This is a genomic window from Corynebacterium sp. NML98-0116 (assembly GCF_001767255.1).
GTDB lineage: Bacteria > Actinomycetota > Actinomycetes > Mycobacteriales > Mycobacteriaceae > Corynebacterium > Corynebacterium pseudogenitalium.
The window spans coordinates 1,641,949-1,662,520 of the sequence record NZ_CP017639.1 but is presented as its reverse complement, the minus strand read 5'-3'; the positions used below and the strand labels follow the sequence as shown (position 1 = coordinate 1,662,520).

21 protein-coding genes, 1 other RNA gene and 2 pseudogenes are annotated in these 20,572 nt (G+C 60.7%); 12 read left to right on the top strand and 12 right to left on the bottom strand.

The window, feature by feature from the left end:
• Nucleotides 1–3 precede the first annotated feature (3 nt).
• From BJP05_RS07575 to BJP05_RS07550, 6 genes are all read right to left on the bottom strand, one after another.
• A complete protein-coding gene (locus BJP05_RS07575) occupies nt 4–774 on the bottom strand; it encodes an ABC transporter ATP-binding protein (protein ID WP_070362887.1) in 771 nt (256 codons plus the stop codon).
• On the bottom strand, nt 774–1,757 hold the full coding sequence (locus BJP05_RS07570; RefSeq protein ID WP_070362886.1) for an iron ABC transporter permease: 984 nt from the start codon (nt 1,755–1,757) through the stop codon (nt 774–776). Before BJP05_RS07570 ends, BJP05_RS07575 begins: the two co-directional genes overlap by 1 nt.
• Before the next feature lie 2 nt (nt 1,758–1,759).
• On the bottom strand, nt 1,760–2,761 hold the full coding sequence (locus BJP05_RS07565; RefSeq protein WP_070362885.1) for an ABC transporter substrate-binding protein: 1,002 nt from the start codon (nt 2,759–2,761) through the stop codon (nt 1,760–1,762).
• A gap of 76 nt (nt 2,762–2,837) precedes the next feature.
• Nucleotides 2,838–3,284 (bottom strand): GNAT family N-acetyltransferase, encoded by a 447-nt coding sequence (locus BJP05_RS07560; RefSeq protein WP_070362884.1) that lies wholly within the window; start codon nt 3,282–3,284, stop codon nt 2,838–2,840.
• A complete protein-coding gene (locus tag BJP05_RS07555; protein WP_070362883.1) occupies nt 3,281–4,486 on the bottom strand; it encodes a DUF418 domain-containing protein in 1,206 nt (401 codons plus the stop codon). The genes BJP05_RS07560 and BJP05_RS07555 overlap by 4 nt, the downstream gene beginning before the upstream one ends.
• A 22-nt stretch (nt 4,487–4,508) precedes the next feature.
• Complete coding sequence (locus BJP05_RS07550) at nt 4,509–5,711, bottom strand: amidohydrolase (protein ID WP_070362882.1); 1,203 nt, start codon at nt 5,709–5,711, stop codon at nt 4,509–4,511.
• A 122-nt stretch (nt 5,712–5,833) separates the two neighbouring features.
• Here BJP05_RS07550 and BJP05_RS07545 point away from each other — a divergent pair, with 122 nt between their 5' ends.
• Nucleotides 5,834–6,691 carry a S1 family peptidase gene (locus BJP05_RS07545; RefSeq protein WP_240492730.1) on the top strand — a complete coding sequence of 286 codons (858 nt, stop codon included), beginning with the start codon at nt 5,834–5,836 and terminating at the stop codon, nt 6,689–6,691.
• A 22-nt stretch (nt 6,692–6,713) separates the two neighbouring features.
• Here the strand turns inward: BJP05_RS07545 and hisN are convergent, their stop codons facing one another.
• The 3 genes and pseudogenes from hisN to BJP05_RS07535 all read right to left on the bottom strand — a co-directional run.
• On the bottom strand, nt 6,714–7,502 hold the full coding sequence (gene hisN / locus BJP05_RS07540; protein WP_070362881.1) for a histidinol-phosphatase: 789 nt from the start codon (nt 7,500–7,502) through the stop codon (nt 6,714–6,716).
• Between the two features lie 17 nt (nt 7,503–7,519).
• Nucleotides 7,520–7,573, bottom strand: a pseudogene (locus BJP05_RS11590) (hypothetical protein); the annotation flags it as partial.
• Nucleotides 7,574–7,632: 59 nt separating this feature from the next.
• Nucleotides 7,633–8,208, bottom strand: a pseudogene (locus BJP05_RS07535) (inositol monophosphatase); the annotation flags it as partial.
• A gap of 147 nt (nt 8,209–8,355) precedes the next feature.
• On the opposite strand from BJP05_RS07535, the gene prfB reads away from it, so the two are divergent.
• From prfB to ssrA, 6 genes are all read left to right on the top strand, one after another.
• Nucleotides 8,356–9,459: a peptide chain release factor 2 gene (prfB, locus tag BJP05_RS07530; protein ID WP_070363561.1), complete on the top strand. Its 1,104-nt coding sequence runs from the start codon at nt 8,356–8,358 to the stop codon at nt 9,457–9,459.
• A gap of 25 nt (nt 9,460–9,484) precedes the next feature.
• Nucleotides 9,485–10,177, top strand: a complete 693-nt coding sequence (ftsE, locus tag BJP05_RS07525; protein ID WP_070362879.1) for a cell division ATP-binding protein FtsE — start codon at nt 9,485–9,487, stop codon at nt 10,175–10,177.
• Nucleotides 10,178–10,179: 2 nt separating this feature from the next.
• Nucleotides 10,180–11,082, top strand: a complete 903-nt coding sequence (ftsX, locus tag BJP05_RS07520; protein WP_070362878.1) for a permease-like cell division protein FtsX — start codon at nt 10,180–10,182, stop codon at nt 11,080–11,082.
• 15 nt (nt 11,083–11,097) lie between these two features.
• Nucleotides 11,098–11,592 (top strand): SsrA-binding protein SmpB, encoded by a 495-nt coding sequence (gene smpB, locus BJP05_RS07515; protein ID WP_070362877.1) that lies wholly within the window; start codon nt 11,098–11,100, stop codon nt 11,590–11,592.
• A 12-nt stretch (nt 11,593–11,604) separates the two neighbouring features.
• Nucleotides 11,605–12,249, top strand: a complete 645-nt coding sequence (locus tag BJP05_RS07510; protein ID WP_070362876.1) for an SDR family oxidoreductase — start codon at nt 11,605–11,607, stop codon at nt 12,247–12,249.
• A 67-nt stretch (nt 12,250–12,316) separates the two neighbouring features.
• Nucleotides 12,317–12,708, top strand: a transfer-messenger RNA (tmRNA) gene (ssrA, locus tag BJP05_RS07505).
• Between the two features lie 226 nt (nt 12,709–12,934).
• On the opposite strand, the gene BJP05_RS07500 is transcribed toward ssrA, so the two are convergent.
• On the bottom strand, nt 12,935–14,161 hold the full coding sequence (locus BJP05_RS07500) for an IS1249 family transposase (protein WP_084028535.1): 1,227 nt from the start codon (nt 14,159–14,161) through the stop codon (nt 12,935–12,937).
• Between the two features lie 572 nt (nt 14,162–14,733).
• On the opposite strand from BJP05_RS07500, the gene BJP05_RS07495 reads away from it, so the two are divergent.
• Nucleotides 14,734–15,420, top strand: a complete 687-nt coding sequence (locus tag BJP05_RS07495; protein WP_070362875.1) for an NAD(P)H-binding protein — start codon at nt 14,734–14,736, stop codon at nt 15,418–15,420.
• Between the two features lie 289 nt (nt 15,421–15,709).
• Here BJP05_RS07495 and BJP05_RS11315 read toward each other — a convergent pair whose 3' ends face one another.
• A complete protein-coding gene (locus BJP05_RS11315) occupies nt 15,710–15,856 on the bottom strand; it encodes a hypothetical protein (RefSeq protein ID WP_168156196.1) in 147 nt (48 codons plus the stop codon).
• Nucleotides 15,853–15,996: a hypothetical protein gene (locus BJP05_RS11310; protein ID WP_168156195.1), complete on the bottom strand. Its 144-nt coding sequence runs from the start codon at nt 15,994–15,996 to the stop codon at nt 15,853–15,855. Before BJP05_RS11310 ends, BJP05_RS11315 begins: the two co-directional genes overlap by 4 nt.
• Before the next feature lie 264 nt (nt 15,997–16,260).
• Between BJP05_RS11310 and BJP05_RS07490 the strand changes: the two genes are divergently transcribed.
• The 4 genes from BJP05_RS07490 to BJP05_RS07475 are packed head-to-tail and all read left to right on the top strand — an operon-like array spanning nt 16,261 to nt 20,024.
• On the top strand, nt 16,261–17,283 hold the full coding sequence (locus BJP05_RS07490; RefSeq protein WP_070362874.1) for a siderophore ABC transporter substrate-binding protein: 1,023 nt from the start codon (nt 16,261–16,263) through the stop codon (nt 17,281–17,283).
• Nucleotides 17,283–18,257: an ABC transporter permease gene (locus BJP05_RS07485; protein ID WP_070362873.1), complete on the top strand. Its 975-nt coding sequence runs from the start codon at nt 17,283–17,285 to the stop codon at nt 18,255–18,257. The genes BJP05_RS07490 and BJP05_RS07485 overlap by 1 nt, the downstream gene beginning before the upstream one ends.
• Nucleotides 18,250–19,272 (top strand): iron chelate uptake ABC transporter family permease subunit, encoded by a 1,023-nt coding sequence (locus BJP05_RS07480; protein WP_070362872.1) that lies wholly within the window; start codon nt 18,250–18,252, stop codon nt 19,270–19,272. Before BJP05_RS07485 ends, BJP05_RS07480 begins: the two co-directional genes overlap by 8 nt.
• Nucleotides 19,269–20,024 (top strand): ABC transporter ATP-binding protein, encoded by a 756-nt coding sequence (locus BJP05_RS07475; protein WP_070362871.1) that lies wholly within the window; start codon nt 19,269–19,271, stop codon nt 20,022–20,024. The genes BJP05_RS07480 and BJP05_RS07475 overlap by 4 nt, the downstream gene beginning before the upstream one ends.
• Nucleotides 20,025–20,572: the final 548 nt, after the last annotated feature.

Sequence of the window (20,572 nt, the reverse complement as noted above, 5' to 3'; positions counted from 1 at the left end):
TCACTACACCGGATGGGAAATATGCAGCACCGGGATGTCCTGGCTATCTCGGTCTAGGTTACCGCTCACTCCGAAAACATTCTCAAGGACCGCCGGAGTAAGCACATCGTCTGGCGCACCGTTGCCCTTGAGCTGCTTATCGTGCAGCAGTAGGAGGCGGTCACAGTAGCGAGCGGCGAGCGCCAGGTCATGAATCGCCAGCACGATCACCGTGTTGTGCTCACGGGACAGGTGGCGAAGCATGTTCATCAGCTTGTACTGGTGATGCAGGTCGAGGTGGTTTGTCGGCTCGTCCAGCAGCATCACCTTTGAACGCTGCGCCATCGCGCGCGCAACCATGGCGCGTTGGATCTGGCCGCCGGAGAGCTCCGACATCTTCTGGTCCACGATGCCCTCGAGGTCCGCGTGACGCAGGGCGTGAAGGATAATCTCCTCGTCCTCCGGCTGGGCTTGCGCGAACGGTCCGCGGCCGGCGCTGCGGCCCAGCTGGATCACCTCGCGCACGGTCAGCGGGATCTTGTCGCCAGAGTGCTGCGCAACGTAGGACAGTACGTGGACGCGCTCGGTGCGAGGGTAGTCGCGGAGCGGTTTGCCGTCGAAGAGCACATCGCCAGTGAATGGGTGCACCCCGGCGATGGATTTGAGCAACGTCGACTTGCCGCAGCCGTTCGGGCCCACGAGCCCAATGACCGACGGGGCGTCGAGCTCAAACGAGATGCCGCTCAGGATGGTCGTGCCGGGGAAGCCCGTTTCGAGGTTCTTGACTTCTAACATCAGTGCTTCCTCCGCAGGATCAAGAAGAACGCAGGGACGCCGATGAGCGCGGTGATCACGCCGACAGGCAGTTCCTGCGGGGCGAACAGGGCGCGGGCGATGGCGTCGGCCACCACAAGCGTAATCGCGCCGACCACCGCGGAAATCGGGATCAGGCTCGCGTGCCGCGGGCCCGAAATCATGCGCACCGCGTGCGGAACAATCAGGCCCACAAATCCAATTGCGCCGACGGATGCAACCGTAGCCGCTGTCATCAGCGACACCGCGACCAGCACCGCGTAGCGCAGCGCCACAACCGGGATACCCATCGTGGACGCCGTCGCGTCACCGAGGGAAAGCGCGTCCAGGTAACGCGACATCATCCACAGCGCCACCGTGCCGATCGTGCCGACGATGAACACCGCGATCACGGTGTACCAGCGGGCGGCGCTGAGCACGCCGAGCAGCCAGAACATGATGCCACGAGTCGACTCGGCGTTCCCGGACGCAGTGACGATCAGCGAAGTCAGCGACTGGAAGAGGAACCCAATCAGCACACCGGTCAGCACCACACGTGCGGCGTCGGCGGCGCTATTGCGCAGCAGCAGCATCAACATGCCGAAGGACACGAGCGCACCTACCGCGGCACCGGCGATGATGCCGTACTGCCAGGTGGAGAACAGGATCGCCACCACGGCACCTGTTGACGCGCCCGAGGAAATACCCAGCAGGTACGGCTCGGCGAGGTCATTATGCGTGATGGCCTGCATCGCCACACCGGAGACCGCGAGGATGCCGCCCACCATCGCAGCCATCAGGATGCGCGGGATACGAAGTTCCGTCAGGATGGACATGCGCAGTGGGGAAGGGGCGGGCAACGCCGGATCGAAAATGCCACGCAGCTCAGCAAAGCTCAGAGAGCTTGAGCCAATCGGAATAGAACAAACCATCGCGAGTACCAGCAGTACTAACGCGATGGCTGAAACAGTGACAGTCCTCTTCACAGTTACTTGGTTGCTCCGTCGAAGAGGCCGTCGTCAATCGCCTTCGAGATGTTCTGCACAACTTCGTAGGAACGAGCGGAAGCCGAGGTAGCGACGCCAGGAACCACAATGTACATGTTGTTCTTGACTGCCTTCATCTCCTTGGTGCCAGGGGTGGCTTCGAGGTCAGCGACCTTCTCCTCCCACTTATCGCCAGGCTCGCCGCGGCCAGGCAGGTCCGCCAGGATGATCACGTCCGGGTCAGCCTCAGCGACGGCCTCCCACGACACCTGTGGCCACTCCTCATTCAGGTTGGCGAATACGTTCGTCATGCCGGTGCGCTCGCCCATGGTGGTCACGATCGACGGGCCGCCGGCGACGTACGGGGAACCGCCAACAGAGGAGTAGAGCAGCATGAACGTGGTGCCCTCAGGCGCCTGCTTCGCGTTCTCCAGCTCGGAGTTCTGCTTCTCGATGAGCTTCTTCGCCTCTTCTTCGCGGCCGAAGAGCTTGCCCAGGTCCTCGAGGTCCTTCGCGATCAGCTGGAAGGAATCCTTGCCCTTGTTGTCGCCGTAGGACGGGCACTCACTGTTCGGGTTGAAGGTAGCGACGCCCAGGCGAGCCCACTCCTCGCGGGTACCTGCGGCGTCAGCGCGCCAGTTCAGCTCGAACGGGGAGAAGATGAAGTCCGTGTCAGCGTCACGCAGCTGCTCAGAGTTCGGGACCGACGGGCTGATTTCCTTCAGGCCGTCGAGGGAGAAGCCTGCTGGTGGCAGGTCCTTCTGGTGACCGTAGCCAGCGATCTGGTCCTTAGCGCCAAGCAGAAGCAGGGTGTCCGTTGCGCCCTGCTCGAGCGTGGTCGCACGCTGGACCGGTCCCTGAACGGTGACCTCGGTGCCACAGTTATCTATGGTGATGGCGGAGTCGGACTGTGCCTGTGGGGTTTGCTCATCCGTGGAGCAGCAGCCGGTCAGAGCCAGCCCTGCGACGAGAACAGAACCAAGAGCTGCAGAGATCGCGCGCATGGAGCTTCCTTTCAAATAATCAATGATCTGACAGAATGAGACTAGCGCGAAACCTTAGGAAAAGCTAGAAAAATATTTATGAGCGACGAAGACGCATCACACGATGCGGAACTCCAGTGTCAAGGAACTCCTCGCCCTCGGCGACAAGGCCGAACTGCTCGTAGTAGGGGACCAGGCCAGACTGTGCCTCGACGATCAGGTCGCCCGGCCAGCGCTCGGTGAGCTGGATGCCCGTTCGCGCGATCTGCGCGCCCAGGCCTGTGCCGCGAGCGGCCGGGGCGACGACGAAACGGCCAAACTGGGAACCCGTTGCGGTGGGAAAGACGCGGGCGCAGCCCTCCAACACCGCACCGTTCCACGCGAGCAGGTGCAGCGTGTCAGGGTGCGCGTCCTGCTCGTCGAGTTCCCGATAAGGGCAGTGCTGCTCGGCGACGAAGACGTCGACGCGGAGCTTGAATAGTTCGAACGCCTCGAGCGAGGTGAGCTCCGAAAGCGGTGCTACTTGGATTCGGTGCGTGCTCATTGCGGGAGGGCCTTTCCGCTCGCAGGATCTGAGTATGGTTCGATGCGGCGCGTCGGGCCGTACGAGAGGCGGCGGTGCAGCGACTCGAACGGGCCCTGCTTGCCCATGCGCTCAAGCAGGGCGGCGAGCGCCACCGACAGCAGCCACACCGCGGTCCCGAGCAATATCGGACGGAGCTCCCCGAGGCCCGGCAGCCACGAGTAGCCGATCAGCACTGCGGTCGGAAGCAACACGAACGTCTGCAGAAGGTAGCCGGACATGGAGCGCTTGCCCAGGGCGATCAACGGCATCGTCCAGCGCGGTGGCTGCTGGTTCCAGTGCTGCGTTGCCAGCGCGAACGCAGCCAAGATGCCCGGTCCGGTGAGCATCCCGAAGCTCTGGTTCAAAATTGACCAAAATGCCGCTGTCGACGCAGGCAGGATACCCAGCTGTGCAAGCCCAAGTGGGATGCCGATCGCAACAATGACAGCGACGGCCACCGCTACCCAAATCCACAGCGTCCGCGCGTGCTCATTCACGTCAGTGAGCACGCCGTCACGCGCCCACGCAAAACCAATCAGGGAAAGCGCGCCCAGCTGGATCACCACGAGGGGCTGCGAGAAAAACATGTAGATCGCGAACTCTTGGTTCCCAGCAAAGTACGTGGCAAAGGAGCTAGCATCCGGCGCCGGCGTAGCAAGGTCTAGGGGTGTTCCATAGAAAAACACCGCAACCAGCGCGTACACAATGCACGACAGCCCCAGAATGATGCCAGCAATGACGTAGAGCACCCCCGAGCGCACCCGCAGGAACAGCGCCATCAGCACACCAATAAGCCCGTAGGTCAACATGATGTCGCCGCTAAACAGCAGCCACATGTGTGCCAGGCCAAAGAGCGCGAGCATCCCGTAGCGCTTCGCCAGCACGCGCCGGGCAGCACCTGCCGGGTACCCTTTGCGTGCCAGACTCGCCGCGACCAGACCGAAGCCGAAGCCGAGGAGCGTTGAGAACATCGGCAGGCCACGGACGTGCACGAACATCGCCGCGAAGACCGTCGCGGCTTGGTCAGCCGCCGTGCCTGGTTGCTCGCCTGTCACGGTTGTGCTTAAAGGAGTGAGCCAGTACGAAATCGCGTTGGCTACGGCGATGCCGAGCAGCGCCAAACCCCGTGCGATATCCGGGACGACGAGCCGTGTACGTTGCTGTTGCTCTACGGTACGCATGCAACGAAAGCGTACGGCAGGCCTACCCTCGCATCAACCACGGAGAGGTAGAGACCAAGATGGCCTGGATACTGCGGTCAAGCACCGGCTGCAGGTCAGGGGCGAAGTACGGCGAGTGGTTCGAAGGGGCGCCGTCGATATCTTTGACACTGCCCAAGAACCAGTAGAAGTACGGGGCGCCGAACGCATTGCCAATCGTGGGGAAGTCCTCGGAGCCGGAAAGCCTGCCGAAGTCGCCCACCTCGTCGAAGTTCTTCCGGAACGCGGTCATGACAGTGTCGGCCGTCGCCTCGTCGTTGTGGAACTCCGGTGCACCACCGATGCGCTCGAACGCGGGCGGCTTTGGCGTGCCAGCGGCCTCGCACTCTGCACGAACGATCCGCTTGATGGAGGCATTGAGCTTCTCCGAAAGCTCGGAGGTAAACGCGCGCGTGGATACGGAAATCTCGGCCGTCGCGGCGATCGTGTTCGCGGAGTTGCCTGCGTGGACCGCGCCAACCGTGACTACGGCCATGTCCTGCGGGTCCACTTCGCGTGCAACGATCGTTTGCAGCCGAGTGATAATGCTGGCCGCGATCACCACCGGGTCGATGCCGTTGTGCGGTTGCGAGCCGTGGGCACCCTGCCCGAAAATGGTGACCTTCGTCTGTTCGGACGCAGCGAACACCGGCCCTGGTAGTGCGCCGAGGCCGTAGTTCGGCAGCATCGGTCCCACGTGCTGGCCAAGCACTACCTCGGGGGTAGGTACCTTCGTGGCTAGCCCCGCGTCGGCCATGTCCTGGGCGCCGGCGCCAGTCTCCTCGCCAGGCTGGAAGATGGCAAGGAAGGTGCCGTTCCACGCGTCGGTATTTTCCTGCAGCAAGCGAACCGCACCCAACAGTGCGGTCGTGTGCATGTCGTGGCCGCAGGCGTGCATGATGCCCAGCTCCGGCGAAGCCGAGTACTCAAGCCCCGTTTCTTCCTTGATTGGGAGGGCGTCAAAGTCGGCGCGGAAACCGACAGTTGGGCCGTCGCCGTTTCGCACGACGCCCACGAGCCCCGTTGTGCCGACGGGCACCACCTCGACGCCGAGCGCCTCCAGCTCCTCCTGAATGCGAGCGGAGGTAGCAAACTCCTGCATGGATAGTTCGGGGTTCTGGTGGAACCACTTGTACAAATTCTCTAGCTCACCGCGGTGAGCTTCCAGGCTTTGTAGGAACGGCGTGAACTTTTCTTCTAGGCGCATGGCTTGAGCATAGTTCCGCACCCACACCTTTTGTGCTGGTTGCCGTGCCGATGGGGCAAATTAGGGCAAAAGGTGGCATTGTGTACTCAAGAAACGTCTGTGGTCGGAGTGGAAGGGTGCCTATGTTGCTTCGCCGAGTGTGTGCGCTCGTTGCTGGGGTTGGAATCGCGGTCGCAGGGGTGGGGTTCGCGCCACCGGCAACAGCGCAGGTGCGCTCGGAGTACGAGGGCAACGTCGACCCAAACTATGTCTGGCGTAGCGACGCCGCTTCGAAGCTACTCGCCGGAAAACCTTGGACCGACTACGTGCTGCACCGCGTGCCCGGTTCCTTCCACGACGCCCCGCGGATTCCGGAGGCCTCGAACCAAGCGCTCACTCGGGGAAATTCCCTCTACGGGCCCAGCACCCCGATTTACGTGAAGCGCACGAACGGCACCGAATCAATGTGCACCGTCGCCGTGGCGGGCTACGACGATAAAGGGCACAAATACGCGCTGACCGCCGGGCACTGCGGCGAAGTTGGCGACGCCGTCACCTCCGCCGACTCCTGGCAAGTCGGGCCTTCCGGCACCATCGTGGAGGTCAACCGGGACCTCGACTACGCACTGATCGAGCTGGGCTCGAACGCGGAGGTCACACGCTCCTACAACGGCGTCCACATTAACCATCTCGGTAGCAAGCCGATCAAACCCGGCAACGTGGTGTGTAAGCAGGGCGTAGCCTCCGGCAGGACGTGCGGCGTGACGCTGCACGACTGGGAGTCTATGAACATCTCCCACACCTGCGCCATGCAGGGTGATTCGGGCGCACCCGTAGTGGTGGGCGACCGCCTCGTCGGCATCCTGAACGGCGGGGTGCTCCCATCGCCGTTCGATGTCTCGTGCCACAGCCCGCTGCAGGGCGTGATTCACGCGCCGACGGGCGCCGTCCGGATGGACGCGGTGCTGTCCACGCTGGACAACGGCTTCCGCCTGCCCTAAGGCCTCAAGCGCTTGAAGTTTCTTAGACGCCGATTACCTTCCGGGCGGCGTCGTGCAGCAGCCCGTTCGTGGCGATCGCGTCGCCGCCGTGCGGTCCAGGCTCACCGTTGAGTGAGCTAAACGCGCCGCCGGCCTCCGTGACCAGGACAGACAGGGCTGCGAGGTCCCACACAGATACCTCCGGTTCTGCTGCGATGTCGACGGCGCCCTCGGCCACCAGGCAGTAGCCGAAGAAGTCCCCGTAGCCGCGCAGGCGCCAGGTGCGCTCAGTGAGTGCGATGAAGTTCTCCTGCAGGCCACGGGCCTTCCAGCCCTCAAGCGAAGACATTGCCAGGGAGGCGTCCGCAAGCTCGGCGACGTGGGAGACCTCGAGGCGCTTCAGGCTGCCCTTGTTAAACGTCCGCCACGCGCCGGAGCCTTTCGCCGCGTACCAGCGGCGCGCAAGCGCTGGGGCAGAGACGACGCCTAAGACTGGTTGGCCGTCGACAAGCAGTGAAATCAACGTCGCCCACACGGGTACACCGCGAACGAAGTTCTTCGTGCCGTCGATCGGGTCGATGACCCACTGGCGGCCTTCGAAGACGGTCTCTCCGCCGAACTCTTCGCCAACGATCGAGTCGCCTGGACGCGCCTCGGCGAGGCGCTCACGCAACACCTCCTCGACAGCAACATCGGCGTCGGAAACCGGGGTCATATCCGGCTTTGATTTCACCTTCAGGTCGGACGCTTCGAAGCGGTCGAGCGTGATCGCGTCGGCAGCATCTGCGAGTTCGAGGGCAAGGGCGAGGTCATCGTCATAAAGATTCGTCATGCTCAGTAAGCCTAGCTTCAATGTCCGACACAATTTGTGGGTTTCCGGCAACGCACCAGGTCACCCCGCCCGCAGGCACCTTCTTTGCCACGCCCCCAACTGCCTCAATGAGCGCCTTGCCCGGCAGCCAGTCCCAATCGGCGACGGAGTGCTGCAGCCACCCACCCAGCTGGCCACTAGCGATATTGGACAGGTCGACGGAGCCAGCGCCCCACATGCGGATCGTCGCCGCGTCGCGCACCGCGCGCAACCACGCGTTCCGGATGGCGTCATCGCGCATGAACGTCGGGTGCAGGTACGTCACCAGGCCCTGCGAGGCCAGCGACGCCGCCTCGAGGTCGGGCAATGGCTCGCCGTTGCGCGTCGCGACGCCATCGTGGGCAAGCCACGTCGTATTCATCGCCGGGCGGTGCACCGCGCCAATCAGGATCCGCGCAGGGTCCGAGGGGTCGCCCTCTACCAGCGCGAGCGCCGAGCAGAAGTAGTCGGAGCCCTGCGTGAAGTTAAAGGTGCCATCAACCGGGTCAATTACCCACGTCCGTGAGGAATCGCCATGTTTGGAAGCACCCTCTTCGCCGAGGACGCCGTCGTGTGGGCGCAGCTCGGCGAGCGTTTCCGCGACGAAGCGTTCGGCGGCACGGTCCGCCTCCGTCACCACGTCAGAAATTGAGGTCTTATAATCCGTCGAAAGGCCTTCCTCCCGCATTCGCAGCGCAAGCGAGCCAGCATGCTCAACTAGCGCGGCGGCCAGTGTTGCGTCATCAGAGTCGCGATGTTGCTCAATGAAAGAAGTCATGTACCCATTATGGGGCTGTGCGCGCGATTTGTGGAGCGTCGTCTAGACTTCGACGGTATGCAACCGGAGACGCTCGCTCGAATCAAACGTATTGACGCCACGTTGACCACCATCGAAAAAGTCATGGACCTCGACGAAATGGCCCTGCGCATCAAAGAACTCGAGCAGCAAGCCGGCGACCCGAGCCTCTGGGACGACCCCGCCCACGCGCAGCAGGTCACCTCGGAGCTCTCCAGCGTCCAGGCACGCCTGAAGAAAGTCACGAGCTTGCGCTCGCGTATCGACGACCTCCCCGTCATGTACGAACTCGCCGAGGAGGAAGGCGATCCTTCGCTCGCCGACGATGAGCTCGACGCCGTCGAAGCAGACGTCGATTCCCTGGAAGTGCAGACGATGCTGTCGGGCGAGTACGACGAACGCGAAGCCGTGGTCAACATCCGTTCCGGCGCCGGTGGTGTTGATGCTGCCGACTGGGCCGAGATGCTCATGCGTATGTACATCCGCTGGGCGGAAAAGCACGGTCACAAGGTGGATGTGTACGACATTTCGTATGCGGAAGAGGCCGGGATTAAGTCGGCGACCTTCGTGGTGCACGGCGAATACATGTACGGCCAGCTCTCCGTCGAGCAGGGCGCGCACCGGCTGGTGCGTATCTCGCCGTTCGACAACCAGGCGCGGCGCCAGACCTCGTTCGCTGAGGTGGAGGTGTTGCCGGTGGTCGAGCACACCGACCACATCGACATCCCGGATTCCGATATCCGTGTGGACGTCTACCGCTCCTCCGGCCCCGGCGGGCAGTCGGTGAACACCACGGACTCGGCGGTGCGCATCACGCACATCCCGACCGGCATCGTGGTGACCTGCCAGAACGAGAAGTCCCAGATCCAGAACAAGGCGTCCGCGCTCAACGTGCTGCAGTCCAAGCTCCTGGAGAAGAAACGCATGGAAGAAAAGGCCGAGATGGACGCCCTCGGTGCCGGTGGCAACGCCAGCTGGGGCAACCAGATGCGCTCCTATGTGCTGCACCCGTACCAGATGGTGAAGGACCTGCGCACGAACTACGAGGTAGGCGACCCGCAGAAGGTGCTCGACGGCGACATCGACGGTTTCTTGGAGGCCGGTATCCGCTGGCGCATGGGACAACTCCAGTCACAGGAGTAACAGAAGAAGTAGTAGTGTGTAGCGGGTGATCACTTTTTCCAACGTGACGAAGGTCTACCCGACGTCCACACGCCCAGCACTCGACGATGTCTCATTCGAAATTGCCGACGGCGACTTCGTCTTCCTCATCGGCCCGTCCGGGTCCGGCAAGTCGACGTTGCTTCAGCTGATGATCCGTGAGGAAAACCTGACCTCGGGGGATATCTACTTCGACGACTTCCACGTCAACGCATTAAAGGGCAGCAACGTAAACCTGCTGCGTCAGTCCATCGGCTACGTCTTCCAGGACTTCAGGCTGCTACCCAAGCTAAACGTCTACGACAACGTGGCGTTCGCGCTCGAGGTGATTGGTAAGAAGAAGCAGCGCATCGCAAAACTCGTGCCGGAAGCACTCGAGCTGGTCGGCCTGGATGCGAAGGCGAACCGTATGCCACACGAACTGTCAGGCGGCGAGCAGCAGCGCGTCGCGATCGCGCGAGCGTTCGTCGATAAGCCCCCACTCGTCCTCGCCGACGAGCCCACGGGCAACCTCGACCCGGGAACCTCCGACGAGATCATGGCGCTACTCGCGCGCATCAACCGCCTTGGCACTACCGTTGTGATGTCCACCCACAACGCACGCGCCGTCAACGAGATGCGCCAGCGCGTCATGGAACTGCACCTGGGCAAACTTGTTCGCGACGACGCCAACGGCGTCTACGGAACCGTGAGGGGATAAGCATGAACTGGAACTTCATTTTCCGCGAAGGCCTCCGCGGCCTCGGGCGCAATTTCACCATGACTATCGCGCTCATCATCACCACCGCGCTTTCGCTCGTGTTGGTTGGTGCCGGCATCCTCATCTCGCAGGCGACGAGCGCGACGAAGGACCTCTACCTCGACCGTGTCGAAGTCATGGTGGAGCTCGACGAGACCATCTCCGCCGAGGACAACGACTGCTCCTCCGAGGCCTGCCGCGAGGTCCGCGACACCCTGCAAGCCGACGACCGCGTCGAACAGGTGACCTTCCGTTCCCGCGAGCAGTCCTACGAACGCTTCGTAGAGCTCTTCCAGGACTCCGAGCCGGACCTCGTGCGCGAAACCTCCCCGGACGCGCTGCCCGCCGCGCTGCACGTGCGCCTCAAGGACCCGTCCGACATCGCACCTATCGACGCCATCCGTGACATGCCGCAAGTTGCCATGGTCAGCGACCAGGCCGACACCGTACGCGAAGCCGCCGGAACTATGGACACCTTCCGCAACGTGACCTTCGTCGTCGCCGCGGCGCAGACACTGGCATCGCTGTTCCTGATCGTGAACATGGTCCAGCTCGCCGCGTACAACCGCCGCGAGCAGATCGCCATTATGCGCATGGTTGGTGCATCCCGCTGGTTCACCCAGGCACCATTCGTGCTGGAAGCGGTGCTCTCCGTGCTGATCGGTGCGGTGCTTGCCACCGTGCTGGCGTGGGTAGGGAAGCGCTCGCTCGTCGACCCGATCCTCGGCGACCTCTACGCCTCCCAACTTGTCGCCCGCATTTCGGACTCCGCCGTCGTGACAGTGATGCCGCTCGTCGGTCTCGGGGCCGTCGTCATCGGCGCCCTCGCAGCTCAGGTGGCACTGCGCAGCTACGTACGGAAGTAGTAGGGTGGAACGCCTATGGGCAAGAAGAAGAAACAAAAGCTGAGCAACACCGGGGTCCTCGCGACCAACCGGAAAGCGCGCCACGACTACAACATCCTGGACACCTGGGAGACCGGCATCGTGCTCGTCGGCACCGAGATCAAGTCGCTGCGCGAAGGCAAGGTATCCCTGGTCGAGGCGTTCGCCACCATCGATAACGGTGAGGTCTGGCTGCGCAACATGCACATCCCGGAGTACTCCAAAGGGCACTGGACGAACCACCCTCCGCGCCGGACCCGCAAGCTGCTCATGCACCGCCGCGAAATCGACTCCCTGCAGGGCAAGCTTCGCGACGGCAACCGCACCCTCATCCCGCTCTCGCTCTACCTCAAGGACGGCCGCGCGAAAGTGGAGCTCGGCCTGGGGCAAGGTAGGCAGGACTACGACAAGCGCCAAGCCATCAAACGCCGCACTGAGGACCGCGAAATCGCCCGCGACCTCGGCCGGAAGTTCAAAGGCATCAAAGCCTAAGGAGGATTCACGATGAAGCACGCACTCGTCACCGGGGCATCCCGCGGGATCGGCCGCGCGATCGCCGAGGAACTCGGCCGCGACCACCACATCTACGTCGGCGCCTCCCGCGACGCCTCCGAGGTTGTCAGCGCACTGCCCAGCGCGGAGCCCTTCGAGGTTGACCTGACGGACAGCGCCGCTGTGGCGGAGGCTGCGTCGAACATTGAAGAGCTCGACGTGCTCGTGCTCGCCGCAGGCGTCATGACGCCCGCCCGCCTCACCGACCTTTCCGAAGCCGACCTGCGCCGCACCATGGAAGTCAACGTGATCGCACCAATGCTGCTGACGAAAGCGCTCTTGCCCGCGCTGCGACGCAGTAACGGCCTCATTCTGACCATCAATTCCGGCGCCGGCTTCTTTGGTATCGACGGCAACTCCGCCTACTGTGCCTCCAAATTCGGCCTGCGCGGCTTCACCGATTCCCTCCGCTTGGAGGAAGCCGGAGCCGTGCGCGTGACCTCCCTGCACCCGGGGCGCACCGACACCGACATGCTCCACGGCGACACCAACGGGCCGAAGATGACGCCACAATCCGTGGCGAAGGCCGCACGCCTCGCCGTCGACGCCGGCCCGGATGCCGTCGTCGAATTCCTGCGCATCACCCCAACCCCGTAAATAGAGGCCCTTGCGCGGGAGCGTATTCGTCGGCTAGGGTGGTGCTTCTACGGTTCCCGTAGTACGAGGGGTCGATTCTGGTTTCGACTTCATCGACTAAGCCAGGGGAAGCGTGCCGGTGCAGGCTAGAGACCACCGTAAGCGTCGTAGCAACCAATAAACGCAGAGAAGAACTCTCAGCGTGACTACGCCCTCGCTGCCTAATTAGAAAGGTTCAGCGACCTGCGTGTCCGTCAGGCCGGGGATGCCCCCGACCCGGTACCTGGCGTCGACTTAGGGGGCTTGCCTTCCGGCCCTGTCAGTGGGGCCTCGGAAGGGACATTTTTCACTGACTGGGCCCGTCATCCGGACACGTTTGCCTGATCCGGAGGGCCGAGCAGAGGCAGTGCGCGAACTGCGCACGGAGAAGCCCTGGCGCGGTGGTGAAGGACCCGGGTTCAATTCCCGGCGGCTCCACTGACCCTCTACTTGTTTAAGCAGGTAGAGGGTCATTTTCTTCATATCTTGCCGAGGCTATTCCATCGGCTTCAGGTTGCATACCTGGTGCTCGGTAGACCGAGCTTGTTACGCTTCAGTGTGGGGTTAAGCGACAAAATGTGTGCTTTTCTCGGCGTGTCGACTTAAGTGACAAAATGTGTGCTTTTCAGGGGTTGGGATGGGTGGGTTGTGGGGTGTTGTGCTGGGGTTATGAGCGTCCTGCCCAGCCGTGTCGGATGGCCCAGGAGGGGTTGAAGTCGGTGTCGATGCCGGTGTCGTAGACTTTCGGTCGGCCGTCGGGTGAGTTGGCTTGGTCGCGTTCACGCATGTGTGCCTGGCGGGCGTGTGCGTAGCCTGCGTGGCCGAAGTCTTGCTCGATTGCTAGCGCCAGCGGGTCATCGTGGTGTTGGGTGTGTAGGTAGAGCCACCAGTCCATGATGATTCGCTGGTGTTCGTCAAATGTGCCGCGGTGGGCTCGGGCGAGGTGTTTTAGTTGTGCGTTTATGCCGCCTTCCAGGCTGTTTGTGGTGGTCTTCAGCGTGGTCGTGGTGCGGTGTGGTGGGTTGAGCCAGACGAAGAGGTGGCCTTGTTGGTAGAGACGCTCGAATCGGCGGTAGGCTCTGCGGGCTCTGGGATGGGTGTACCACCATTGCTGGTTGTCGCGGATACGTTTTGGGATCTCTTCTGGGGCGACTTGGTTGCGGTAGGTGCGTTGTTTGAGCCAGTCACCGTAGAGGTCCTGGAAGCGGTTGAGGCGAAGTACCCAGGTGATTGCCTGGTCACGGGTGGTGATGTGGGTCAGCTGGTTGCCGAGGCGAAGGAGTGCTTTGTGTGCGGTGATTGTGGGTTGGCGTGTGGTGTCTTTGATGGTGTCGCGGCGTACGTGGACGAGGCAGCGTTGAATGGAGGCGTTTGGCCAGCATTGTTTGATGGCTTTGTGAGCGCCACCGGAGCCGTCTGTGGTCACGACGAGGGGTTCGGCGATCATGTCGAAGAGTTTGGCGTAGTCGTAGGCGGTTTCTCGTGTGCACCAGTGCCAGGCGACGACGTGCTCGCTGGTTGCAGCGACAAGCAGGCATTTTTTGTGGAAGTAGGTGCCGTCAATAAAGAGCTGGTCGTAGACGCGGTACGGGTCCGGTTTGCACGGGACGATGATGAACCAAAAGTAGGTGAACCAGCGGATGAGTGTGCGTCTGGAGACGTTGTGCGCAGCAGCGACAGCGTCGAGCGGATGCTGGTTGGTGATCCAGTCAATGAAGATGGCAAACCGATATGCGCTGGTCTTGGCTGTGTTGGGGTTGGTGAAGGTGTGCCCGCAGTCTGTGCAGCGCCATCGCTGTTTTCCGCTGGATGTGGTGCCCATTTTTGTGGCGGTGTGCTCGCATGCCGTGCATAGGGGCCTGTTGTGTTTTCTCTTTCTGTGTTGAGTTGGCATGCAGCTGGTTTAACAGTCTGCTGTCATAGCACATCCAACGCCTGAAGTGGTGGACCTTCCGGTCTACGGCAGGGAATCCCGATTCAACGAGCACTGTCCCGCCGTAGGCCCAGGCAGGACCTGGAATCCATATCCAAAAAAGCACACATTTTGTCGCTTAACCCTCAGTGTGACTGTCCCTAAGGAATGGATCGGGTTCTAGTGTGAGTCTTCCAAAGGTCCTGTGGATTTGTGTTGGTATTGCGACGGTGATCTTGGCCACCAGAAGCGGGATCCCGTGGGAGCTGACTGTTGTCCTCTGCTTCGTTACCGCCGTAGTGACGGTAAGGCTCGTTGCTTCAGGTTCTGAACCGTCATTCGCACGGGTGGCCATCGGCGCACTTACGATGTGCGCGGTTGCTGGCATTTTCTTACCGCTGGTTCTTCCGCTCGCATATGTCGGATACGTTGCATGGACTTGGTTTTCGATTGTGGGCGATTGTGAAGGAGAGTAACTACAAGTTGAGGGTCTGGGTATGACCCAAATTTCGGCCAACCGTTAGAGAAAGCAGATGACGCGTACAGTGGCGCCCATGACTGAAACGACGACTGCACGCAAGAACGTTCTGTACATCGGTGGCCATGGCAAGGTGGGGCTGTTGGCAGCGCCAAAGCTCGTCGCCGCTGGCCATACTGTCCATTCCCTCATACGCAACCCCGACCAGGCTGCCGATATTGAAGCGCTCGGAGCTACCCCTGTCTTGCGGGACCTAACCGAGATCTCCGTTGAGGACTGGGCTGAGCTCCTTGCCCAGTATGACGTCGCCGTGTGGGGCGCCGGCAACGGTGGACGCGCTGGTGCCGAAGTGACGTGGGCAGTCGACCGCGACGCCGCCCTGGCCTCCATCGCTGGGCTAGAGAAACTGGCTGCGGAGGGGAAGCGAGCACCGGCTTACGTGATGATCTCCTATGTCGGCGCCACTGAGAACACGACTGACCCGTCGGATGAGTCGTGGTATGCGTATGTCGAGTCGAAGAAGGCCGTCGATAAGAAGCTGAATTCGACGGACCTCAACTACCTCATCCTCGGCCCAGCGGCGCTCACCGAAGAGCCTGCTGGGGGCATTACTGTGCTGGACAATGATGCAGAGCGTGCCAGCAGCATGACGACCTCCCGGGAGCTTGTTGCGGACGTTGTCACCGAGGTGGTCGGTCGCGAGATCCTCCCAGCGTCGCCGCTGGAGTTCATTGACGGCGAAGGCAGCGTCAAAGACATCTAGAGGCCAGAGCCCCAAGTGAAAGGTAAAGCGTGATGAGCGAGCCAGTTGAACACGGGTGAAGATTTGCTCGAATACGTGGTGAGTATTGGCCCTAGAATATGAAGCTGGTTTCGGAAGATGAAGCGGATATTGAACTTGCCGATATGGTTGGTGCTCCGTGGGACTCGTTCACCGAAGAGTAAAGCACATAGCTAGTTGTAGCCGTCACTGTGAGTGGCGGCTTTTGGCTTGGAGGGGATCTCACGTTTATTGACGATCGGTAGAATCTCTTCCGTTCCCCTCAGTGACGTTACGCCTTGTCTGTGTACAGGTGGCGGGAGAATGCTGAAAGAGCTGCGGCAGCGCCTATGGCAATCGTCCAGGCCCAGCCGGTCGCCAGATATGCAAGGGCAGTACCGAGGATGTAGATGGCTGAGTTGTTGAGTGGTGAGTTCATCGGGAAGCATCCTTTCGCACGAGCGCGACTGTGTCCCAGGTGAGGGCGACAACCGCGACCGCAAGCAGGATCCATACGATGGGACTGCTAGGGGCAACGATGTAGGCGAGAAAGAATGCCAAGACTGCGATTGTGGACATTTGAGGTCCTCCTGTCGTACTGACGCGGTGAGATCCAGTGCTCTGAGTATTCTGTCACAGCTAAGGGGTGCTTGCGCCAGATGGGCCTGCGGTCAATGGCTGATTCGATGCGATCTAAGCTGCGTAGATGCATGACACGGGGGTAAGGGGAGGGGGACGTCGATAATTACTTTCTTCTCTAAGCCTTGCCTAACTCTCATGGGTGATTTAGGCTGAGTGAGGTAACCCTACCCTTGGATATGAGTAGCAAGGATACTTTTCAACATGATTCGTTTTTCACGTAAGACCATCGTGGCTGTTGCAGCCGCCGCAGCGATGACGCTGACCGCCTGCTCTGAAGCAGAGTCGAACAACGCGTCCACTTCGGAGACCCAGGCTAGCGCCTCCGCTACGACGACTGCCGCGGAAAACGGCACCGTGACCGTGACCGACAACTATGGCGAAAAGACTGTGCCGACTCCGCCGAAGCGCGTCGTTGCGCTCGACAACCGCACCTTCGAGCTCCTGGACTCCTGGGGTGTGAAGCCGGTTGCGGCGCCAAAGAAGTTGGTTTCGAAAGATGTTCCGGGCCTGCGAGACAATGACGATATTGCGGACATCGGCAATCACAAGGAGCCGAATCTGGAGATCATCGTTGCAGCTGACCCGGACGTAATCATCTCGGGCCAGCGTTTTGAAAAGTACGACGACGAGATTCAGAAACTTGTTCCAAACGCAGTACTCGTCGACTTCGAACCACGTGACGATGAACCCTTCGACCGTGAGTTGATCCGTCAGACCCTCGAGCTCGGCGAAATCTTCGGTAAGCAGGCCGAAGCGGAGAAAACCGTCGAAGACTTCACCAAGGCGGTACAGCGTGCTCGCGACGCATACGACCCAGCGCAGACCGTGATGGCTGTCAACGTTTCTGGTGGGGAAATCGGATATGTTGCGCCGGGCATCGGCCGCACCTTTGGCCCCCTCTTTGACCTCATCGGTTTCACTCCGGCGCTGAAGGTAGAAAACGCCTCGAGCGACCACAAGGGTGACGATATTTCTGTTGAGGCTATCGCCGACTCCAACCCAGATTGGATCTTCGCCCTTGACCGCGACGCGGCCATTAAGAAGGAAGGGGAGTCCCCGGCTGCTCTGAGCGTGCTGAGCGACTCTGCCGCACTGCAGAATGTCACCGCAGTCAAGGAGAACCACATCTATGTGGCTCCGCAGGACACCTACATCAACGAGTCCATCCTGACCTACACCGAAATCCTGAACGGCATTGCTGACCAGCTGGAGGCCGCCAAGTAATGGCGCAACCGGGTACGCGCACCCACCCCAAACTTCTTAATTGGAAGCTTGGGGTGGGTCTCGTCATTGTGATCGTGCTGCTGGCCTTGTCCTTATTGGTTGGCCAGTACGACGTTTTTCGATCAAGCGACGGCTGGGACATGTTCAAAACCACTCGCGTTCCGCGCACTATCGCGCTGGTGCTTGCTGGCGCTGCGATGGCGATGAGCGGCCTCACCATGCAGATGCTCACCCAGAACCGCTTCGTCGAGCCCACCACGACGGGTACCACCGAGTGGGCTGGCCTGGGCCTGCTGGCATCGTACGTATTCTTACCCGACGGCACGATCCTGCAGCGCATGATCATTTCCGTCACCTTCGCATTCATCGGGACGATGGTCTTCTTTGCGTTCCTTCGGAGGGTGACGCTGCGCTCGAGCCTGATCGTCCCGATCGTCGGCATCATGCTCGGCGCCGTTGTCAGCGCATTCTCCACGTTTTGGGCGCTTCAAACTGACCTGCTTCAGTCGCTCGGGATTTGGTTCGCTGGCTCGTTTACCTCAGTGATTTCCGGGCAGTACGAGGTACTCTGGATCGTCGTCGCGGTCGTGATTGCCGTGTTCTTCTACGCCGACCGCCTTACGGCCGCCGGCCTGGGGGAGGACGTCGCCACGAACATTGGCCTTAACTACGGCCGCATCATCTTGGTCGGAACGAGCCTCGTTGCGGTCGCAGCGGGCGTCGTGACGGTGGTCGTCGGCAATCTTCCTTTTCTTGGGCTCATTGTTCCCAACATTGTTTCCATGATGCGTGGCGACGACCTCCGCTCCAACCTTCCGTGGGTCTGCCTCCTTGGCGTCGGCATCGTCACCGTGTGCGACTTGCTGGCCCGCACGATCATCGCCCCGTTCGAGATCCCGGTGTCCGTCATCTTGGGCATCATCGGAGCGGTGGTTTTCGTCTTCTTGATCGTGAGGCAGAGTCGCCGTGCCTAAACAACCTATCGACGCCCGCTTCGTCGGCGCCTTCCAATCCAGCAGGAGCAAAACCCGCTACTGGGTAATTCTTGCGTGCCTTATCATCGCCGCGGTCTGCTTTACCGCGGGTTTGCTGGCCTACGGCAACCCCATGGACTTCGGCACCACCGGATACTGGCTGATTGCGAAGCGCCGTTTGAACTCGGTTATCGCGATGGCGATTGTGGCGCTGTGCCAGGCGGTGGCGACCGTTTCGTTCCAAACGGTGACGAACAACCGCATCATTACGCCGTCCATCATGGGTTTTGAAGCCCTCTACGTGTCGATTCACACCTCGACCGTGTTCTTCCTCGGTGCCGCTGGCCTGAACAATGGATATACGCTCCAGATGTTCGTGCTGCAGCTAGTGCTCATGGTTGGCCTGAGCCTTGTGCTGTACGCGTGGCTGTTGTCCGGAAAGCACGCAAATATGCACGCGATGCTGCTGGTCGGCATCGTGATCGGTGGCGGACTCGGCAGCGTGTCGACGTTCATGCAGCGCCTCCTCACACCAAGCGAGTTCGACGTCCTCACCGCGCGGCTGTTCGGCTCCGTCAACAACGCGGATCCTGAGTACTATCCGGTCGCTATCCCACTCGCGGTCGGCGCCACAGCACTACTGGTCTTCAATTCACGCCGCCTCAACGTCCTCGCACTCGGCAGAGATGTCACCGTGAACCTCGGCGTTAGCCACCGATTCCACTCGATCTTCACATTGGTGCTGGTCTCCATCTTGATGGCGGTCTCGACCGCGCTCGTCGGGCCGATGACGTTCCTGGGGTTCCTCGTAGCGACGCTCGCGTACCAATTCTGCGATACCTACGACCACCGTTACATCTTCCCAATGGCAGTACTGCTGGGATTCTGCGTACTCAGTGGTGCCTACTTCATCATGAACCACGTGTTTTATGCGCAGGGCGTCGTGTCAATCATCATTGAGCTCGTCGGTGGCATCACCTTTTTGGCAGTCATCTTGAAGAAGGGACGCTTATGATCACGCTGAAAGAAGTCCGCAAAGACTACGGCGACGACGTCAAAATCGGACCCGTCAATATCGAGATTCCCGCTGGTGGCATCACCGCGCTCGTTGGACCGAACGGTGCGGGCAAGTCGACGCTCCTCACGATGATTGGGCGTCTCTTAGCTATCGACTCCGGCACCGTCGAAATCGGCCGTATGGACGTCACCAGCGCTAAATCAAAAGATCTCGCAAAGATCATCTCGATCTTGCGTCAGGAGAACCACTTTGTGACGCGCCTGACGGTGCGCCAGCTCGTCGGCTTCGGGCGCTTCCCGTACAGCCATGGACGTCTCACTCCCGAGGACGAGCAGATCATCTCGAAGTACATCGACTTCCTTGGTCTCCACGAACTCGAAAACCGTTACCTGGATCAGCTCTCAGGAGGGCAGCGTCAGCGCGCTTACGTTGCGATGGTGCTCTGCCAGGAAACTGACTATGTTCTTCTCGACGAACCACTAAACAATCTCGACATTGCACACTCGGTGGAAATGATGAAGCACCTGTACTCCGCCGCGAGGGACTTCGGGCGGACCATCATCATCGTGCTGCACGACATCAACTTCGCAGCGAAGTACGCCGACTACATCTGCGCCACCAAGGATGGTCAGATCGCCGCGTTTGGGACTCCGCGCGAAATCATGAACGACGAGTTGCTCACGCAAATCTTCAACACGCCCGTGCATGTAATTGAGGGCCCGGATGGGCCACTCGCTACATATCACTAAAATGCTCGTTACGCAGGCGATTTGTGTTGTTTGTTGGTTCGTGGTTAAGTTATCCCTCGTTGCCGACGAGCGGCCTGGCCGCTTGGAGGGAATGATCAAAGTGAATAAAGTTGCTGCTTGTGGGCGGTTTCGGGTCTGGCTGGTTTGGTTGGATTTGACTTTGTGTTTACGGGTGTGTAACTTTGTTTCAGCTGCTTGACGCTGGCTCTGGTTGGGGTTGGTTGTTGGGTGTGCGGTTGTTGTTTGAGAACTCGATAGTGTGCCAATGTACTTTTTATTTTTTTGATTGCATTGACTTTTGGTTGCGTGCTGTGTGCCATGTTTTGGTGTGTGCCGGCGGTGATGCTTGAACCTATGATTGAGTGTCACTGGTGTGGTGCAGATGCATGGTCGCGTTGACTGTATTGGTTGATGTGGTTGTGACTGGTCCTGTTTTACCCCGTCGGGTTGGGACCAGTTTTGTTTGTACTTTACAGTTTTTGTAATTTTAGGATTTTGCCAGACACTGGCGATGACTGTTGTGGTTGTTGTTGGTGGTTGGTTTGTTT

Coding starts and splice junctions, on each gene's coding strand:
- BJP05_RS07575 (WP_070362887.1), bottom strand. CDS start 774: ATGTTAGAAGTCAAGAACCTCGAAACGGGCTTCCCCGGCACGACCATC.
- BJP05_RS07565 (WP_070362885.1), bottom strand. CDS start 2,761: ATGCGCGCGATCTCTGCAGCTCTTGGTTCTGTTCTCGTCGCAGGGCTG.
- BJP05_RS07560 (WP_070362884.1), bottom strand. CDS start 3,284: ATGAGCACGCACCGAATCCAAGTAGCACCGCTTTCGGAGCTCACCTCG.
- BJP05_RS07555 (WP_070362883.1), bottom strand. CDS start 4,486: ATGCGTACCGTAGAGCAACAGCAACGTACACGGCTCGTCGTCCCGGAT.
- BJP05_RS07550 (WP_070362882.1), bottom strand. CDS start 5,711: ATGCGCCTAGAAGAAAAGTTCACGCCGTTCCTACAAAGCCTGGAAGCT.
- BJP05_RS07545 (WP_240492730.1), top strand. CDS start 5,834: ATGTTGCTTCGCCGAGTGTGTGCGCTCGTTGCTGGGGTTGGAATCGCG.
- hisN (WP_070362881.1), bottom strand. CDS start 7,502: ATGACGAATCTTTATGACGATGACCTCGCCCTTGCCCTCGAACTCGCA.
- prfB (WP_070363561.1), top strand. CDS start 8,356: ATGCAACCGGAGACGCTCGCTCGAATCAAACGTATTGACGCCACGTTG.
- ftsX (WP_070362878.1), top strand. CDS start 10,180: ATGAACTGGAACTTCATTTTCCGCGAAGGCCTCCGCGGCCTCGGGCGC.
- smpB (WP_070362877.1), top strand. CDS start 11,098: ATGGGCAAGAAGAAGAAACAAAAGCTGAGCAACACCGGGGTCCTCGCG.
- BJP05_RS07510 (WP_070362876.1), top strand. CDS start 11,605: ATGAAGCACGCACTCGTCACCGGGGCATCCCGCGGGATCGGCCGCGCG.
- BJP05_RS07500 (WP_084028535.1), bottom strand. CDS start 14,161: ATGCCAACTCAACACAGAAAGAGAAAACACAACAGGCCCCTATGCACG.
- BJP05_RS07495 (WP_070362875.1), top strand. CDS start 14,734: ATGACTGAAACGACGACTGCACGCAAGAACGTTCTGTACATCGGTGGC.
- BJP05_RS11315 (WP_168156196.1), bottom strand. CDS start 15,856: ATGAACTCACCACTCAACAACTCAGCCATCTACATCCTCGGTACTGCC.
- BJP05_RS11310 (WP_168156195.1), bottom strand. CDS start 15,996: ATGTCCACAATCGCAGTCTTGGCATTCTTTCTCGCCTACATCGTTGCC.
- BJP05_RS07490 (WP_070362874.1), top strand. CDS start 16,261: ATGATTCGTTTTTCACGTAAGACCATCGTGGCTGTTGCAGCCGCCGCA.
- BJP05_RS07485 (WP_070362873.1), top strand. CDS start 17,283: ATGGCGCAACCGGGTACGCGCACCCACCCCAAACTTCTTAATTGGAAG.
- BJP05_RS07475 (WP_070362871.1), top strand. CDS start 19,269: ATGATCACGCTGAAAGAAGTCCGCAAAGACTACGGCGACGACGTCAAA.